Annotated in this window: 22 protein-coding genes; 16 read left to right on the top strand and 6 right to left on the bottom strand. The window is 53.1% G+C overall.

Annotated features, from left to right (window positions below; genetic code table 11):
- Nucleotides 1-15: 15 nt before the first annotated feature.
- Nucleotides 16-612, bottom strand: a complete 597-nt coding sequence (gene rdgB, locus AUP42_RS06790) for an RdgB/HAM1 family non-canonical purine NTP pyrophosphatase (RefSeq protein ID WP_062950137.1) — start codon at nucleotides 610-612, stop codon at nucleotides 16-18.
- 98 nt (nucleotides 613-710) lie between these two features.
- Entirely contained in the window at nucleotides 711-1,427 is a 717-nt protein-coding gene (rph, locus tag AUP42_RS06785; protein WP_062950136.1) for a ribonuclease PH, read from the bottom strand.
- A gap of 336 nt (nucleotides 1,428-1,763) precedes the next feature.
- Between rph and hrcA the strand changes: the two genes are divergently transcribed.
- The 4 genes from hrcA to AUP42_RS06765 all read left to right on the top strand — a co-directional run bounded on the left by hrcA (nucleotide 1,764) and on the right by AUP42_RS06765 (nucleotide 4,918).
- Entirely contained in the window at nucleotides 1,764-2,822 is a 1,059-nt protein-coding gene (gene hrcA / locus AUP42_RS06780) for a heat-inducible transcriptional repressor HrcA (RefSeq protein WP_062950135.1), read from the top strand.
- Nucleotides 2,823-2,871: 49 nt separating this feature from the next.
- On the top strand, nucleotides 2,872-3,522 hold the full coding sequence (gene grpE / locus AUP42_RS06775; protein ID WP_062950134.1) for a nucleotide exchange factor GrpE: 651 nt from the start codon (nucleotides 2,872-2,874) through the stop codon (nucleotides 3,520-3,522).
- 149 nt (nucleotides 3,523-3,671) lie between these two features.
- A complete protein-coding gene (locus tag AUP42_RS06770; protein ID WP_062950549.1) occupies nucleotides 3,672-4,415 on the top strand; it encodes an NAD-dependent deacylase in 744 nt (247 codons plus the stop codon).
- A gap of 35 nt (nucleotides 4,416-4,450) precedes the next feature.
- A complete protein-coding gene (locus AUP42_RS06765) occupies nucleotides 4,451-4,918 on the top strand; it encodes an SRPBCC family protein (protein ID WP_062950133.1) in 468 nt (155 codons plus the stop codon).
- 20 nt (nucleotides 4,919-4,938) lie between these two features.
- On the opposite strand, the gene AUP42_RS06760 is transcribed toward AUP42_RS06765, so the two are convergent.
- Entirely contained in the window at nucleotides 4,939-5,646 is a 708-nt protein-coding gene (locus AUP42_RS06760; protein WP_062950132.1) for an ArsR/SmtB family transcription factor, read from the bottom strand.
- Nucleotides 5,647-5,721: 75 nt separating this feature from the next.
- Here AUP42_RS06760 and AUP42_RS06755 point away from each other — a divergent pair, with 75 nt between their 5' ends.
- Genes AUP42_RS06755 through AUP42_RS06745 form a run of 3 tightly spaced genes read left to right on the top strand, consistent with a single transcriptional unit; the run spans nucleotide 5,722 to nucleotide 7,365 of the window.
- Nucleotides 5,722-6,645: a DMT family transporter gene (locus AUP42_RS06755; RefSeq protein WP_062950130.1), complete on the top strand. Its 924-nt coding sequence runs from the start codon at nucleotides 5,722-5,724 to the stop codon at nucleotides 6,643-6,645.
- 28 nt (nucleotides 6,646-6,673) lie between these two features.
- On the top strand, nucleotides 6,674-7,003 hold the full coding sequence (locus tag AUP42_RS06750; protein WP_062950128.1) for an NIPSNAP family protein: 330 nt from the start codon (nucleotides 6,674-6,676) through the stop codon (nucleotides 7,001-7,003).
- Nucleotides 7,000-7,365 (top strand): antibiotic biosynthesis monooxygenase family protein, encoded by a 366-nt coding sequence (locus AUP42_RS06745; RefSeq protein WP_062950126.1) that lies wholly within the window; start codon nucleotides 7,000-7,002, stop codon nucleotides 7,363-7,365. The genes AUP42_RS06750 and AUP42_RS06745 overlap by 4 nt, the downstream gene beginning before the upstream one ends.
- A 41-nt stretch (nucleotides 7,366-7,406) precedes the next feature.
- Here AUP42_RS06745 and AUP42_RS06740 read toward each other — a convergent pair whose 3' ends face one another.
- A complete protein-coding gene (locus AUP42_RS06740; RefSeq protein ID WP_062950124.1) occupies nucleotides 7,407-8,351 on the bottom strand; it encodes a DMT family transporter in 945 nt (314 codons plus the stop codon).
- 246 nt (nucleotides 8,352-8,597) lie between these two features.
- Here AUP42_RS06740 and AUP42_RS06735 point away from each other — a divergent pair, with 246 nt between their 5' ends.
- The 9 genes from AUP42_RS06735 (at nucleotide 8,598) to AUP42_RS06695 (ending at nucleotide 16,491) form a co-directional block, all read left to right on the top strand.
- The gene (locus AUP42_RS06735) at nucleotides 8,598-9,539 is read left to right on the top strand and encodes a LysR family transcriptional regulator (protein WP_062950122.1); all 942 of its coding nucleotides are present in this window, start codon (nucleotides 8,598-8,600) and stop codon (nucleotides 9,537-9,539) included.
- 75 nt (nucleotides 9,540-9,614) lie between these two features.
- Entirely contained in the window at nucleotides 9,615-10,607 is a 993-nt protein-coding gene (gene galE, locus AUP42_RS06730; protein WP_062950120.1) for a UDP-glucose 4-epimerase GalE, read from the top strand.
- A gap of 84 nt (nucleotides 10,608-10,691) precedes the next feature.
- Nucleotides 10,692-11,597, top strand: a complete 906-nt coding sequence (locus AUP42_RS06725; protein ID WP_231858180.1) for a glycosyltransferase family 2 protein — start codon at nucleotides 10,692-10,694, stop codon at nucleotides 11,595-11,597.
- Between the two features lie 154 nt (nucleotides 11,598-11,751).
- Nucleotides 11,752-12,276, top strand: coding sequence for an inorganic diphosphatase (gene ppa, locus AUP42_RS06720; protein ID WP_062950116.1), 525 nt, complete (start codon nucleotides 11,752-11,754; stop codon nucleotides 12,274-12,276).
- 140 nt (nucleotides 12,277-12,416) lie between these two features.
- A complete protein-coding gene (locus AUP42_RS06715) occupies nucleotides 12,417-12,977 on the top strand; it encodes an O-acetyl-ADP-ribose deacetylase (RefSeq protein ID WP_062950114.1) in 561 nt (186 codons plus the stop codon).
- Nucleotides 12,978-12,989: 12 nt separating this feature from the next.
- A complete protein-coding gene (locus tag AUP42_RS06710; protein ID WP_082824683.1) occupies nucleotides 12,990-13,532 on the top strand; it encodes a L,D-transpeptidase family protein in 543 nt (180 codons plus the stop codon).
- 69 nt (nucleotides 13,533-13,601) lie between these two features.
- The gene (locus AUP42_RS06705) at nucleotides 13,602-14,576 is read left to right on the top strand and encodes a DUF2333 family protein (protein ID WP_062950112.1); all 975 of its coding nucleotides are present in this window, start codon (nucleotides 13,602-13,604) and stop codon (nucleotides 14,574-14,576) included.
- Nucleotides 14,577-14,739: 163 nt separating this feature from the next.
- Nucleotides 14,740-15,309, top strand: coding sequence for a NifU family protein (locus AUP42_RS06700; RefSeq protein WP_062950109.1), 570 nt, complete (start codon nucleotides 14,740-14,742; stop codon nucleotides 15,307-15,309).
- Nucleotides 15,310-15,504: 195 nt separating this feature from the next.
- Entirely contained in the window at nucleotides 15,505-16,491 is a 987-nt protein-coding gene (locus AUP42_RS06695) for a glucosaminidase domain-containing protein (RefSeq protein ID WP_062950106.1), read from the top strand.
- Nucleotides 16,492-16,567: 76 nt separating this feature from the next.
- Here AUP42_RS06695 and AUP42_RS06690 read toward each other — a convergent pair whose 3' ends face one another.
- Nucleotides 16,568-17,029 (bottom strand): hypothetical protein, encoded by a 462-nt coding sequence (locus tag AUP42_RS06690; protein WP_062950104.1) that lies wholly within the window; start codon nucleotides 17,027-17,029, stop codon nucleotides 16,568-16,570.
- 103 nt (nucleotides 17,030-17,132) lie between these two features.
- The gene (locus AUP42_RS06685) at nucleotides 17,133-17,477 is read right to left on the bottom strand and encodes a hypothetical protein (protein WP_156484571.1); all 345 of its coding nucleotides are present in this window, start codon (nucleotides 17,475-17,477) and stop codon (nucleotides 17,133-17,135) included.
- Nucleotides 17,478-17,514 lie beyond the last annotated feature (37 nt).

Below are 17,514 nucleotides of genomic sequence, written 5' to 3'. Positions count from 1 at the left end.
TTAACCGCCAAATCCTTACTCGAAACAAGCCTTGACCAATTGGCGGAACGCGTCCGCCCGATGGCTCATTTCATGCTTCTTTGCCGGGTCCATTTCGCCAAAGGTCTGATCATAACCCTTCGGCTGGAAAATCGGGTCATAGCCAAAACCATGTCCGCCACGTTTCGGCCAGACAATTTCACCTTCGACCCGACCTTCAAAATTCTCGACATGGCCATCGGGCCAAGCCAGCGACAGGGCGCAGATAAAAGCCGCCCGTCGATCAGGGTGGTTGCCAATGCCATTCTGGACCTTTTCCATCGCCATGTCGAAATCCTTGTCCGGCCCGGCCCAGCGGGCCGAATAGATCCCCGGTGCCCCGTCAAGAGCCGAAACAGCCATGCCACTATCATCGGACAAAGCCGGCAAATTCGCAGCCCGGGTCGCGGCAAGCGACTTTAACTGTGCATTGCCGATAAAGCTGTTTTCGGTTTCTTCGGGTTCGGGAAGGTTCAAGTCACCAGCTGAAATCACTTCGATCCCGAACGGATCGAGCAATTCGGCGATTTCCTTGATCTTGCCTTTGTTATGGCTGGCGATGACGAGTTTTTTTTCCGTAAAGCGACGGGCCATGATGCTGCCTGAGATAGTCGGGTCGTTAAGACGGGGACGGGTGGGAAACACAGATGCAGTTCCGGGCGAGACAGCAAATGCCCCGCCCGAAGAAATTCTTAAAGACCGATGGCCGCACGCTGTTTGGCAAACAGTTCTTTGCAACCTTTTTCAGCCAGTTCAAACATCCTGTCGTAAGCAGAACGATCAAACGGCACATCTTCGGCTGTCGCCTGGACTTCGACAATGCCGCCATTGCCAGCAAGGACGAAATTGGCATCTGCGCCAGCATTGCTGTCTTCGGCATAATCAAGATCAAGCACCGCTTCACTCTGATAAATCCCACAGGAAATTGCTGCAACCGGCTGGGTCAACGGGATTTCCTTGATCAAACCCAAGCGACGCACACCCTGAAACGCCAGATGGGCCGCAACATAGGCTCCGGTGATTGATGCGGTACGCGTGCCGCCATCGGCCTGAATGACGTCGCAATCAAGGCGCATCTGCATTTCGCCCATACCCTTGAGGTCCGCCACTGCACGGATCGAACGACCGATCAAACGCTGGATTTCCTGAGTACGTCCTGACTGACCACCGCGCGCGGCCTCGCGCTGCATACGACTGTCGGTTGCGCGCGGCAGCATGCCGTATTCGGCAGTGATCCAGCCCTTGCCGGAATTGCGCATCCAGCCCGGCACCTTATCCTCAACCGTCGCGGTACAAATCACATGGGTATCCCCAAATTTGATCAGGCAGGAGCCTTCAGCATATTTGGAAACACCGGTTTCGATGGAAACGTCGCGAAGCTGATCGAAATTACGGCCGGATGGACGCATGGGGTCTAAACCTCTTTGTTCTGGGTCGGATCGGCCTTTGCGGCTGATCAACGATAGCTGAAATTGCGGCCAAAGCTACTGAGCATCGCCACAAAGGTCCAGCAGTTTCCCGGAAAATAACGGCAAAAACCCGGCAGGAACATCTCCCGCCTGTGATCGAAAAAACCGTGACCAAGCCCGATTCGAGACGAATTCAACGGGTTTCAAGATCGGGTTGCTGATCCGTGTCCAACTTTGGGTATCCGATGGCAGCCATTCCAATCTGCCAGCTTCATTGACGCCTGCCTGACACCTCACTAAATTCCACGCAACACATTTGGTTTTGACAGGTTGGACATGGCGCTGTTTGACGACACATTATTGGGCGATATGAATGCGCGATCCCGCGAAGTCTTTCGCCAGATCGTCGATGCCTATGTCGAAACCGGCGAACCGATTGGCTCGCGGTCGATTGCACGCCGCATGTCGGAAAATCTTTCGGCGGCAACCATCCGCAATGTGATGTCCGATCTTGAAGAAATGGGACTTCTGGTCGCTCCCCATATTTCGGCGGGTCGGTTACCCAGCGAAAAAGGTCTGCGTCTTTTCGTCAATGCCCTGATGGAAGTCGGCGATTTGCCGAATGCCGAACGCGATCAATTGACCAAGAATTGTGAACAGGCGGGCTATTCGCTTGATCAGATGCTGGGCGAAGCAACCAGTATGCTATCGGGCCTGTCACGATGTGCCGGGCTTGTCGTTGCACCGAAAACCGATGGCATCCGTTTAAAGCAGATTGAATTTGTTGCCCTTTCACCGGGCAAGGTTCTTGCCGTTCTGGTGTCGCAAACTGGCAATGTCGAGAATCGTATCCTTGATGTTCCGCCCGATTTGCCGACCTCGGCATTGACAGAAGCGTCGAACTATCTAAATACCCGGTTGGCCGGAAAGACACTTGATGACGCCCGGCAATTGATGAGTCTCGAACGCGACCGCATCAAACAGGAACTTGACGAATTATCGGCAGGCCTGATTGATGCCGGGCTTGCGACATGGGCAGGCGGGGTCAAGGGTTCGTCCCTGATCGTCAAGGGCCAGTCGCAGTTGCTTGAAAATATCGACACGATCGAACAGCTCGAAACTGTCAGACGGCTGTTTAATGTGCTTGAAGCACGCGATCAGATGATTGAATTGCTTGATGTCACCACGATTGCCCAAGGGGTGCAGATTTTCATCGGATCCGAGAATAAATTGTTCGGTGGATCGGGACTTTCGATGGTGATTTCGCCTTATCAGAATGCCGAAGGCAGCATTGTGGGCGCAATCGGGGTTGTCGGACCGACCCGGATCAATTATGCCCGGATCATTCCGCTGGTCGATTACACCGCCAAGCTGGTCGGGCGACTGATTGGATAAACGTTGGCGCTGCGTGTCAGGCCACACAAATTGAAGGTACAGGTTAGCCATGTCGGAAACCGCAAAGAATAACCCGGAAGATCTGAGCGGCGCTGCTCGCGCAGACGAAGCTGCCGTTGAAGATGTCGCAGCAGAGGCGATGGATGCCGAAGCAGAAGGCGGCGAAACTGCGAATGCTGATCCCGTTGCCGTACTTGAGGCCGAAGTTGCCGAATTGAAGGATCGTCTGTTGCGCGCCGCCGCCGAGGTGGAAAACACCCGTCGCCGCGCCAAAAAAGACGTCGAAGACGCCAGCAACTATGCCGTCACAAAATTCGCCCGTGATCTTCTTGATGTTGGCGATAACCTTCGCCGTGCTCTTGAAGCCGCGGGCAACGATGCCAATGCCGACCCGGCAATGAAGACCCTGATTGACGGTGTCGAAATGACCGAAAAGTCCCTGCTCAAGGCGTTCGAGCAGAATGGCATCGAAAAGCTGGAACCGCTGGGTGAAAAGCTTGATCCGAACCAGCATCAGGCCGTGTTCGAAATGCCGAATCCCGCCTATCCCGATGGCCATGTCGCCCAGGTAATGCAGGCGGGTTATGTGCTCAAAGGACGCCTGCTGCGTCCGGCAATGGTTGGGGTTACCAAAAACCCAGCTGGTCAGGACGCCGCAAAAAGCGATGAACCGGGCAGCAACGTCGATACATCCGCCTGATCAGTCGGCGGATTAAAAAGCAGAATACAAACCGGTTTTAGCGGATCGGGTTTTACAAACGGCCCTGCCACAGACGTGGCAGGGCCGTTTCATTTTGTGCGATCTGGCGCTAGGCTGAGCCAATTGCAACATTGCAAATGGAAACCACCATGCCACTTCGCCCTGATATTATCGATATTCTGCGCGCTGATGCTGCCCCGATTGTCATTCTGACCGGAGCCGGGATATCAAAGGAAAGCGGCCTGCATACCTTTCGCGATCCCGATGGCATATGGGCACGGTATGACATTTCCGAGGTCGCAACCCCCGAGGCGTTCATCAATAATCCCGATCTGGTGCATCATTTCTATAATGACCGGCGCGCAGGCTTGCTTGATCCGGCCGTTCGACCCAATGCGGCACATCTGGCTCTTGCCCGGCTCGAAGCAGAATGGCCGGGTGATGTGCTTCTGGTAACCCAGAATATTGACGATCTGCATGACCGGGCCGGGTCAAAAAACCTGATCCATATGCATGGCGAGTTGCTGAAAACCCGCTGCAATCATTGTGATCTTTTGACCAACTGGTCCGAGCCACTCGGTCAGGGCATCCCCTGCCCGTCCTGCGCCAAGTCGGGCGGACTGCGCCCGCATGTTGTCTGGTTCGGGGAAATGCCGCTGGAAATGGAACGCATTTATACTGCCTTGGCCGATTGCGGCCTGTTCATCTCGATCGGAACATCGGGCAATGTTTATCCGGCAGCCGGTTTTGTGCAGATGGTCCGCGAGGAAGCAGGTGCTGAAACCGTAGAACTCAATCTGGAGCCAAGCAATGGTGCAACATTGTTTGAGTACAGCAGCTATGGAGCTGCCAGTGAAATCGTTCCATCATTTGTCTCGTCACTGATCGGCTGATAAATTACCTCCTCAATCAGAAGAGGAGCGCCATCATGAATTTTAAACCGGAAACACATGAACTGAGCCTGACCCGACTGCTTGATGCCCCGCGCGAAAAACTTTTCCGCTGCTGGACCGATGCCGAATTGCTCAAACAGTGGTTTGTCCCCAAACCTTGGGCCATTGCCCGGGCCGACTTGGATGTTCGCCCCGGTGGATCAACCCTGATTGTCATGAAAAACCCCGAAGGCGATGAATTCCCCAATCCGGGTATCTATCTTGAAATCGTTGAAAATGAAAAGATCGTCCTGACCGACGCCTATACAAGTGCGTGGGTCCCTTCGGCAAAGCCATTTATGACCGCAATCGTCACCTTTGCCGATGAAGGCGATAAAACCCGTTACACCGCAATCGCCCGCCATTGGTCCGAAGAAGACCGAAAGGCGCACGAGGAAATGGGCTTTCATGAAGGTTGGGGCATTTGTGCCGATCAGCTTGAAAAACTCGCCCAAAGCCTTTGAGGCAGGGTTAGGGGATCATCTCAACTGATTCTTCCTGCCGCAGGCTCCTGACCGTCACAAAGCGTGTGGAACTGCTTTTCGCCTTCCGGGCTGAAGCGGACCACACGCGAGTCCCGGCTGCGCTGCGCCCAACCCAATTCATAGAACCGGTTCAATAATGCCGCCCCGAATGCCCCGGCCAAATGTGATTGCCGCGCACTCCAATCCAGGCATTCCCGGCATAGCGGCCGACGGGTATTGCGCAACGCCATAAGATCAATGCCAAACCCGGCGGCAAAATCCGCCCCTGCATCGGTCAGCATCACACCATTATGATCAATGGCGATCAGTTCACGTTCTTCAAGTGCGGCAAAAAGGGCGACTCCCATTTCGCCAGCCAGATGATCGTAACAGACTCGCGCCTTGCGCAATTCCGGGTCCTTCGGGCCAGTTCGCACCCGGTTATGGCCAACTCGGCTGGCAATCCCCATCAGGACTTCCAGTACCTCGACAATATCCGGGCCTGAAAGCGTGAAATAGCGATGCCGCCCCTGTTTGCGCGGGGTAACGATCTGCCCGGCTTCAAGCTTTGCCAGATGCGAACTTGCCGTTTGGGGCGTCACACCAGCCTCTTGTGCAAGTTCGGCAGCAGTCAGGGCGCGGGCACTCATCAGAGCGGTCAGCATGTTCGCGCGCGCCGGATCGCCAAGCAATGCAGCCACGCGGGCAATATCGGGTCCTTCTTTCATAGTTCGATGTTAATCGAAGCATTGACTACCAGCAATCGGTTATCTGTTCGGTGTTGTCCCTGCCCGGAGATCCGAATGACACCGTCCAAAATATCGCTTCCCCTTGAAATCGGTTTGCTGGCTCTGCTCGCCCTGCTTTGGGGGTCATCGTATCTGTTTATCAAAATCGCGCTGACCGATATCCCGCCGGTTACCCTGATCGCAATCAGGGTAGGCATCGCATCACTGTTTCTTTTTGCCATCATGTCCTGGCGTGGCGAACATTTTCCACGTGATGGCAAGGTTATCGGCATGTTGCTGATACAGTCGGTTTTCAACAGCCTCGGCGCATGGACCGTCCTAGCTTGGGGACAGCAACATGTCGAAAGCGGCCTCGCCAGTGTGCTGAATTCGACGTCACCGGTTTTTGTATTCCTGATCACGGCCCTTCTGACACGGCATGAGCGGATTGACCGGTTTCGTCTTGCCGGTGCGTGCCTTGGCATTGCAGGTGTGGTGCTGATTGTCGGCCCCGGTGCGCTTACCGGGCTTGGGCTACATCTCGGCGGGCAACTCGCCATTATTACCGGGGCGATCCTTTATGCCGGGGCTGCGATCTATGGCAAACGCTTCAATACCCTGCCAGCGACGGTAACCGCCGCAGCAACCATGATCTGGGCCAGCATCTTTCTGGTCCCGGCAAGTCTGGTGCTGGATCAACCCTGGGCCATAACACCTTCAACACCCGCCATTCTGGCGACGCTTGCCCTGTCGGTCTTTTGTACCGCAATTGCCTTGCTGATCTATTTTCGACTGTTGCGCACGCTCGGATCAATGGGCGTTGCCAGTCAAAGCTATCTGCGTGCCGGGATCGGCGTAGTGCTTGGCAGCCTGTTGCTTGGTGAAACCATAAGCCCGCCGGTTCTTGCCGGTATCCTCTGCACGCTCGTCGGCGTCGCCATCATCAATCTGCCGCCCAGCTTCTGGCAGGCATCCACATCACCTTCTTCGAAATACTGAAACAATCAACCATCCATGGAAATTGAAAATGATCACCTGTTTCATCCGCTATGAAATCGATCCTTACAAAAAGAACGCCTTTGTCGAGTATGCCCGGAACTGGGGCGAGGCAATTCCGCGTTGCGGGGCTGATCTGGTCGGCTATTTCGCCCCGTATGAAGGATCGATCTCGACCGCATATGGTGTCTACCATTTGCCCGATCTGGCATCATATGAAGCTTATCGTGCACGCCTGTCGCAAGATCCGTTGGGCCGTGAAAACTATCAGTTCGCCCAACGCGAAAAGTTCATCCTGCGCGAAGAACGCCAGTTCTTCAAAATCGCTTCCACCCCACATGCGGAGCTGATCAAGCCATGATTGTCGTCATTTTCGAAGTACTGCCCCACCAACAGCACCGTGATGAATATTTCTCGATCGCCGGTGACCTGCGTCCGATCCTTGAAACCATCGACGGGTTCATCTCGATTGAACGGTTTGAAAGCCTTACCGAGCCGGGCAAAGTTTTATCTCTGTCCTTCTGGCGCGACGAAGAGGCCGTCATGGCCTGGCGCAATGTCGATGAACACCGCATTGCCCAAGGCAAAGGTCGCAACCGGATTTTCGATGATTATCGGCTGCGTGTCGCCCATGTCGTGCGTGACTACGGAATGCATGAACGTGCGCAAACACCGGACGATTCCCGCAAATTGCATGGCGATACATCTTCAGGAATCAACTGAGAAAATCGCGCATACCCGCATTGGACATAACCGGGTGTGCGCTAAACCTTTGCCGTCGCGACCTTGCTGTCATCATCGTCATTGTCATGCCCGGCGGGAGCAACAGGTACCGGTTTTGCGCCGCCTTTATAGTCAAGCAATGCAACCGCCAGCACAACAATCCCTGCACCGATAAAAATGACGGGCACGGGCAACATGTCAAAGAAGATCAGATCCATCGCCACCGAAAACGGCAAGGCCGTATAAGCCGCCGGTGAAATGACACTGGCATCAGCCACCCGGACAGCACGCAGGACCATATAATTGGTCAGCATGGCAAAAAAACCTGCCCCGGCGGAATAAAGCCAGTCAGCACGGGCGGCTGGTTGCCACATGATAACCGCGACCGGCACCCAGATAACAATGGCAACAATCTGTGGCCAGAACAGCATTGAAAAATTCGTCTCTGTCCGGGTCATCACTTTGGCAAAAAGCGTCTGGGCGGAAAAACAGAATGCCCCGATCAGGGCGGCAGCAACGCCCAGCGGCACGCCAAACCCGTCCATCTTCGGCACACACATCACCCAGACACCGACAAGGCCAAGCACGGTGGCAATCACTTTGCGCGCTGTCAGCTTTTCACCCAGGATCACAACCGCCAGCATCACGGTCAGCAATGCCTCGATAAACAGATAGGCATTAACCTCGGCAATGCTCATCTGCCGAAGTGCAAAGAACACAAAAAACAGCGATCCATACCACAGCACCCCACGCGCCAGATGGGCATAGGGCCGCTTGGTCCGGATTGACCGGGTACCGATAAACATCAGGATGACCAAGAATACAGCCACTGTGGTTACCGCACGCATGGCTAGGATCTGTGCGGTCGGCACATCATGGGATACCAGCTTGGCACAGACATCGACAAAAACGCCCGATGCCATCGCCGCTGTCATCCATAAAACGCCGCGAAAATTACCGCTGAGGCGCAAAAGCGTCCCGGTCATTACCTTTGATCCTGATCACTGAAGTAAAAAGGGGGTTTCCGACAGCGGGGAGACTGCTGCGGGGTGGCGCAAGGAGACTATCTATTGATCAGCCGGAAACCCTTTTCATTCATCAGTGTGCCCTCAAAAATTGAAAAATACGAATGAGGACTTTTCAGCGATTGATGAGAATTTTTTGCCCCAAACCACTGTCAGGCCTGCTACACAGGAACGAACCATAAAAACCCTGTCCTACGGAAATGTTCGATGCGCCGCAAACTGCCCCCTTTACGCGCGCTTGTCGCCTTTGAAGCCACCGCCCGCCACCAAAGTGTTAAAGCGGCAGCCGAAGAACTGCATGTCACGCAAAGTGCGATCAGTCACCAGCTTCGCCAACTCGAAGAATGCCTCGGCGTTGTCCTGTTTGTCCGTAAGGGACGTGGTTTAAGTCTAACAAAATCAGCAATACAGCTACTGCCGCGCCTCACCGAAGCGCTTGACGGCATTGCCGATATAACCGGGGAAGTTGGCCCGGACAAGGGAAAGGCAATCCGCATCGGTGCACTGGCAACCCCTGCCTTGACGGTTTTGCTGAACGAGCTTGGCGGTCTGCAGGCCCGCATGCCCTCCGACATCCCTGTCCAGTTTCGCAAAATCGAATTTGATGATGATCTCGATCCGCTGGAAATTGATATCGCGCTTCAGATCGCGCCAAAAGATTTGCCGGGTCTGGATGGCTGGGTCACGGAACTTCTCACACCCGAAATTTACAATGCTTTTGCCGCGCCGGAATGGCTGGAGAAGCGCGGGCTTGATCCTTGCAATATCAATGTCGGTTCACTCGGCCCACGCGATATCCTGCTGATCGACAGCGATAGCGAACAATTTTCCCAGATTGCAAACTGGTTTGATCAGGCAGCCTTCTCGCTCGATGATTGCTGGACCTTCAGCCATCACATCTGGGCACTCGAAGCCGCTCGCGCTGGTCAGGGGATCGTCGCCAGCACTGATGTCGTTGCGCGCAACTTTGTTGACCGCGGCGAACTGGTACCGCTTAATTTTCCCGATTTCGTATCGCACTGGTGGTACCGGCTACTCATACGCCCGGCTAGGGAAAAAGACCCTGCTGTAATCGCGACCGCCAACTGGATCCGCGAATTGATCAACCCGCATACGGCATCGCTGAAACGTAAAATGCTCAAGAAATAATCTAAGCACTCCCTTATATTTCTCCCAATGCCACCTAAACAACGCGCCGGGATATTGAAAAGAGCATCGGATTGTATGGAAAAAATACTGGTAACGGGCGGAGCCGGATATATCGGTTCCCATATTTGCTTGAAATTGCGCGAAAGCGGTTATCAACCTGTCGTTCTAGACAATCTGTCAAACGGTCATCGTGATGCACTCGCCGACGATATTCCCTTTGTTCGCGCGGACATTCGCGACCGCGCCGCTCTTGATGATACTTTCAAAACATTCCGGCCAACTGCGGTCATTCATATGGCTGCCTTGATTGAGGCAGGCTTGTCGATGGAAGAGCCAGCCAGTTTCTACGAAGTCAATACAGCCGGCTCCCTTAACCTGCTTGAAGCGATGCGGCAGCATGGATGTTGGCAAATCGTTTTTTCGTCAACCGCAGCCGTATATGGCAATACCAATCTGGAAATGCTTGACGAGACCCTGCCAGTTCGACCTGAAAATCCGTATGGTCGCTCAAAGGCGATGATCGAAACAATGCTCGCAGACTTTTGTTCAATATATGGCTTACGCGCCATTGCTCTGCGTTATTTCAATGCCGCCGGTGCCGATCCTGCTGGCCGTGCAGGTGAAAGGCATAATCCTGAAACACATCTTATCCCGTTGGCACTCTCGGCAGCTGCTAGACAGCGAAATGGTCTAAAAATATTCGGCAGCGATTATGACACGCCCGACGGAACCTGCATTCGTGATTACGTTCATGTTGATGATCTGGCTGCGGCCCATATCAGGGCTCTTGATTATCTGATCGCTCAGACGAATTCCTTTTTTGATATCGTGAATATCGGAACTGGAAAAGGTTGTTCCGTAAGTGACATCTTGTTGTTTTGCCAAGAAGTGACTGGTAGCAAATTTCCGATATCTACTACGGCACGTCGCCCCGGTGATCCGGCAAGGCTGGTTGCCAACCCGGCAAAGGCGAAATCATTATTAAACTGGACACCAAGATACGCAGACCCACGCGAAATGATTTCTCATGCATGGAGCTACTATTGTGACAACTCCGAAAAGTCATGAATGAACACAAATTGGTAACGTGTTCATGTGATATACGATTTTGTGAGTTACAACTTTTTTATAATTGACCAAACGGAGCGAAAATTGGCTCCTGCATCAAGAACCACCGGGGACACTGGTTCTATGCATTACTGTAATTGGGGGAATTACGTGCATAAGGTTTCTGTGATCGTTTCGACCTATAACTGGCCCGAAGCGCTTGAAATGGTTTTGCAATCGCTGATCGACCAGAAAGACAGCAATTTCGAGGTGATCGTGGCGGATGACGGGTCCGGTCCGGAAACAGCAACAACCATTGCCCGTTTGCAGCAAAAGTCTCCGGTACCAATCAAGCATTTCTGGCAGGAAGACATCGGTTATCGCCTGTCACGAGTCCGCAACGGCGCAATCAACCTCGCAGAAGGTGACATTATCGTCTTTACCGACGGTGATTGCTGCCTCATGCCAGATTTCGTATCAAGTCACAGGAAAGCAGCCGAACCGGGGTGTTTTGTCACAGGAAAACGCGTTTTCCTCAAGCGACGATTCACCAAATTGGTTATGGAAAAGCGCTTTGCATTCCATAAATGGCCTCGCGCCCTTCTGTTCATGCTGGGCCTTTCCGGGCAATGCAATCGCCCCTTTCAGTTCATGCCAATCCCGCAAAAGGATGAGAGTCTTTGGGCTCATCAAAATTGCTGGAAAAAAGCACAAGGCTGCAATATTGCGGCTTTTCGTCACGACATTCTGGCAATCGGTGGATTTGACGAAGCCTACGAAGGACACGGATTGGAAGACTCCGATTTTGTGTTGCGCATGATCCGGTCGGGAGTCAGACGGAAATCTGTCGAATACAGCTCACCTGTGCTTCACCTTTATCACGGACGGTCGATCGGGCAGCGGCATGCGAACAAGTCAAATAACGGTGCTTATTTCAAAGAGCTTGAAGCAGATATTCACCGGTTCCAGCCAAGAAAAAGTGCGCTCATCCCGATTGCTGCTTCCGCATAAGGCTGTCGAACCGATACCGGCTCTTGGAACGGCACAGATTTCGCGATAAAAGGGGCTCCATAATTTACCGCACCCTAGGGTTTCTCGGGTGTCAGTGCGTTGCCATCACCCCGGAAACGGGCATTTGATCAAAGAATGAAAGGGATTTTCCCACATGGATCTCAGCAAGATTGCCGTTGGCAAAGATGTTCCCTGGGACGTTAACGTCGTCATCGAAATCCCGCAGGGCGGGCCGATCAAGTACGAAGTCGACAAAGACTCCGGTGCTGTCTTCGTTGACCGTTTCCTGCATACCTCGATGTATTACCCGGTCAATTACGGTTTCATCCCGAACACTCTTGGCCTTGACGGAGATCCGGTCGATGCCATGGTCATGTTCCGCGAGCCTGTCGTCGCCGGTTCGGTTATCCGCGCCCGTCCGATTGGCGTGCTGATGATGGAAGACGAAGCCGGTCAGGATGAAAAACTGATCTGTGTACCGCACGATAAAATCGATCCATATTACACCGATATCAAATCCCATGAAGATCTTCCGCAAATTCTGCGCGATCAGATTCAGCACTTCTTCGAGCGTTACAAAGACCTTGAGAAAGGCAAATGGGTTAAAGTCACCGGCTGGGAAGGCGCTGAAAAAGCAGCCAAACTGATTGAAGAAGGTGTGACGCGTCTCGGCAAATAAGCCGGTTGATGTGTAATGGCTTTTACCGCCCCGCCCGGTTCTTCCGGTGCGGGGCGTCCCTATTTTGACATGAAACCAAAAAACATACATGATCTCAATTGGTTGGGGGATATATCCGGCAAAGGATTTGTTCCGTGTCTATGTCTTCTGACAAGCGATCATATCGAACTCCATCCGCTACGATACATATCGTCGAAGCCGATATTACCGGCCTTGAAGTCGATGCCATCGTAAATGCAGCGAACGAGGCTCTTTTGCCCGGTGGCGGTGTTTGTGGTGCGATACATCGTGCTGCCGGGCCGGAGCTAGCGCGTGCCTGTAAACCCTTGGCCCCCTGTCCAACTGGCCAAGCCCGTCTGACGCCAGCATTCAACCTTCCAGTCCAATATGTGATCCACACAGTCGGGCCCGTCTGGCACGGCGGAGATCAGGGTGAGGCCGAACTTCTCGCATCCTGTTACCGAAATTCCGTTCTCCTGGCCCGGCAGAACGGGCTGCGATCCATTGCCTTTCCCGCCATTTCCACAGGTATTTTCGGCTACCCCGAGGATCTGGCTGCAAATATTACCGTATCAACCTTGCGTGACCTGATTGCCGCTGAGACTGCGTTGCCACAAATTTACCTTTGTTGTTTTTCAGCATCTTCCCACGATTTTCTCCAAAGCGCCCTGACATCAATACGTAATGTATCCGGGATTTAGAGTTTCGAACCGATGCACAGTAACTTGCAAACCAGCACCTCATCAGAACCGGTCGAGATGATTGTCTCGACAAATGGAGTGCTACGCTTTGAAGATCGGGAATTTTGCTGTGCGCTTGGTAAAAACGGCGTGATATCTGCCGATGCCAAGACTGAAGGAGACGGCAAAACTCCAGCAGGAATCTGGCGGTTGCATTATGTCATGTATCGTTCGGATCGTCGGCCCTGCCCACACACCGATCTTCCGGTAACGACGATTTCCTTTTCAGACGGCTGGTGCGATGATCCAGCCCATCCCGATTACAACCGACCTGTAAAGCTGCCGTTTGATGCCAGCCACGAAAAACTGTTTCGTGAAGACGGGCTTTACAACATCATTGTCGTGCTTGGGCACAATGACAATCCACCTGTCCCCGGCAAGGGTTCGGCAATCTTCATGCATATTGCCCGACCGGACTACAGCGGTACCGAGGGCTGCATCGCCCTATCAGAACACGATCTTGAGACCGTGTTGTCGATGTGCACAGCAGAAAGTTATATCCGGATCGATATGTAAAATCATGGACTTGTCGTCACGGCAATGACACCCTAGTTTCATGCGGTAAGACATTGACCGGGACGGATCATGATTGAAGACGATTATCTCTACAAAAAAGACGGCATTTCCGGCTTCGGAGCACGCATGAGAAGTGTTTTCGGATCGCGCAAGTTCTGGCTGCGTGGCTTTGCTGTTATTGTATTGGTTGCTGTCGTTTATTATCCGGTCGGCATGGCCATCGTGCACAAGATCGATGATAATCCTGATTTCACAGGTAACTATCAGGGTGGAAGTCATTCGGTCAGCACCGCGTCCGCCCTGATTAACCGAGAAATCAATCAGAACCGCTGGACGGCAAACGATCCCTTTTTCCTGCCAAGTGCCGCATTGGATAACATGCCGAACTTTCAGACCGGTATTGTCTATGCCCTGTCGCGCTTTGCCATAGAACTGTCCGATCAGATCGGTCGTACCCGCGGATCCAGTCAGGTCGATCCGGATCTGGATGATGCCGCTGGTCTCCTGAAATTCCGCGGCGACAAATGGGTGTTTGATCCCAGCATATCCCTATTGCCCGGGGTTACCTCCGAACAGCAATACCGTCAGGCAATTGCCGCACTTGACCGTTACAACCAGCGCCTGGCAGACGGTCAGGCCGTTTTTGAACGCCGTGCCGACAATCTGCAGGAAACCCTGAATCGTTTTGCCAATGACCTTGGGTCCGCCTCGGCCCTGATTGATGACAAGGTCGAAGACCCGTCATTGTTTGATCGCACGGCAGATGACGTATTCTACGCCACCAAGGGGCGTCTTTACGCTTACAGCCTGATCCTTCGTGATCTGGGTACGGATTTCGAACAGGTCATCAATGAACGTCAGGTTGCACCGGCTTGGGCAGAAATGATCGGATCGCTTCAGGCTGCTGCCGCACTTGATCCGCTGGTAGTCGTCAACGGTTCGGCTGATGGCATTATTTTTCCCAATCATCTGGCCGGGCTTGGCTTTTACCTGCTTCGCGCCCGCACCCAGATGCGTGAAATCAGCTCTATCCTGCAGCGATAAAACTGGCTCCCTAACATCGGGTATCAGATCACGAATACCTGAGTTGCGCGCTCAGACTTGATCTTTTCCTGTTTTTGCCCCATTTAGGGCCTAACCAGATGAAATAGGGAACGCCGTGCGGGCAGGTTTTGCCCCGGCACCCAGAGTGAGAGGACAAGCCGACATGTTCATTCAAACCGAACCAACACCGAACCCGGCGACACTGAAATTCCTACCCGGCGAGGATGTCATGGGCCGTCAGGGCACCGCCAACTTCACGGTAACCGATGCTGATGTGAAATCACCGCTGGCCCGAAAGCTGTTTGAAGTTGAAGGCATCACCGGGGTGTTTCTGGGTGGTGATTTCATCACCATTACCAAGGATGATGCCAAGGACTGGCAGACGCTGAAGCCACAAATCCTTGGCGGTATCATGGAGCATTACACCTCGGGACAGCCAGTTCTGGATCAGAATTCCGGCGCGGCCACAGGTGCAAGCACTGCGTCCGATGGCGACGATGAATTGGTCAGCCAGATCAAGGAACTGCTTGATACCCGTGTGCGCCCGGCCGTAGCACAGGATGGTGGCGATATCGTCTTCCACAAGTTCGAAGACGGCGTTGTCTTCCTTGAAATGCATGGCGCATGTTCCGGTTGCCCCAGCAGCACCGCGACGCTGAAAATGGGTATCGAAAACATGCTGCGTTATTACGTGCCTGAAGTTCAGGCCGTTGAGCCAGTCATGGCTGACTGATTTTCCGATTCGCGAAAATTTTTTCCGCCCGGCGCGCACAAAACGCGATGCCGGGCGTTGTTATTCCGCGCCCAACGCAAACGTGGTTAAGGGAAAATTAACCTTTGTGATATTGCAGGTTGCGATTAAACCCGCAGACGGGCATAGATAACGGCTCTTTTGGAACCGACAGTTTTACTGATCTGGAGAAACATAATGAATAGCGCAAAAGAAGGCAGTTACCGTAAAATTGCGCTTGCTTCAGTGTTTGGAGCAGTAGGATTACTGTATGTTGGTATTATTGGCGGATGGGATGTGACCCCATCCCCAAAAGGAATGAGCTTTGATGAAGTGGCTGCAACCACCGTTGCACCGGAAAAGAAAAACGTCAAATCGCTCTACCGCCGCGATCCGGAAGTGATCGCGCTTAACCAGTATTATCAAAGCATCGGTTACAGCCTGTCGGGTGTACAGGAAATTCCGCGCGTCTATATCAAACGCGTCCCGAAAGGCCTGCGGGATCTGGCATCGGTTGACGAACGCAAACAGATTTTCCTGCGTATCATGTTGCCTCTTTCTCTGCGTGTGAACGAGGAAATCATGGCACGTCGCGAACGCCTGATGGCCATCCAGAGCAAGAAATATTCCGGTGACCCGATCAGCTCGGCTGAAAAAGAATGGGTTGACCAGATGCTTAAACGCTATCGCGTAACCGACGGTGGTGTGACCGCACTGCTGGAGCGCATCGATATCATTCCGCCATCGCTGATGCTTGCACAATCAGCGGAAGAAAGCGGCTGGGGCACCTCCCGGTTCGTGCGTAAGGGTAATGCCCTGTTCGGTCAGTGGGCCTGGGATGAAGAAGGCATCGTTCCCGAGGACCGCGCCGAAGGCAAAACCCATGTGATCAAGTCGTTCAACAGCCTGATCGATAGTGTTCGTGCCTATGCACGCAACATCAACTCGCATCCGGCATATGCCGAATTGCGGGCTGAGCGCGCCAAGCTTCGCGAAGGTGGTGAAGTGGTGCTTGGTTGGGACCTCGCGGATACCCTGACCAAATATTCCGAGCGCGGTGCAGAATATGTCGACTCGCTGCATGCGATAATGCGCGTAAACGGTCTGGAGGCATTTGACGGGATCGGATTTGCATCCGGTGACATCCCGCCACCGCCAAATGTCTTGGCTCTGCTGTCAGACTGATTGCGCGGACCATGTACGAAAGAAGGGACCGCGCATAAGCCGGTCCCTTTTTTATTTGACGAAGGATATTGCAGATTTAAGGCCTGTAAATCCAGCCCTTCTCGGATTTGACCAGCCTGATTTCACTTTCGACGATACGTCGGTCACCGGCTTTGAAATCGCCTTCCTTCAGGGCCAGCATCTTGGTCTTCACGAGGTCGATCGCCTCGCTGACCGTATTGCCAACCGTATCAAGATCACCGGCCGACTTACCCTTTTCCGTCACATCATCCGCGAAATCGGCAATCGAACGATCAAATACCAGATCGTAACGCACCATGACGGTCGTTTCATCATTTGCTTCTTTGATGCTGTTGGTCTTGGTCACATTTTCAACGTGGCCGACTTTGGCATACGGATCATCACGAAACCGTTCGATCACTGCTGTGGTGATTTCGTCCCCGGTTGGCCCTTCCGTTGTCGCATCATCACAGGCAGACAATATCGCCAGCGACGGCAAAATCAGGAAAAATGCAAAAAAACGGTTGATGCGCTGCATCTATAAGTTCCTTGTACCTGAATGCGGTTTATGGCGCTGACCTATTACAGTCCGATGTGGCAGAAATCGGGTCGATATGCCGGTAACGAACCAGTATCAATCATCAGGGTTGCCCAACCCATTTCCCCTTTATCTTAACGAAATCGATCTCGTGGACCACGTTAAAGCGCTGACCTTTTTCAAATTCACCATAAAGACTGGTTAGCCCTGTCAATTCGACAGTTCCAATAATACCAAGATGATCCCGAAACCGTTCACGTTCACCCCCGGAAACCGAACCCGGATCGGCCAATATGCGGATGGCTCGGGAGAAACCCATGTCAAACACAAGTTCATACCGAACCGATATCCGACTGCGATCACTGGCAATCGGTTCGATCCCCGAAATCGTGACATCTTCAAGATGCGATACTAACCCGATCAGGGTTTCTTCATGCGACTCTTTCAAGCTGGCTGTAACGATCTCCGGCAATGGCCCGGATTCA

It is taken from the genome of Thalassospira lucentensis, assembly GCF_001613805.1.
Taxonomy (GTDB): Bacteria; Pseudomonadota; Alphaproteobacteria; order Rhodospirillales; family Thalassospiraceae; genus Thalassospira; species Thalassospira lucentensis_A.
The sequence above is the reverse complement of the archived record's forward strand: the minus strand, read 5'-3'. Positions and strand labels throughout refer to the sequence as shown.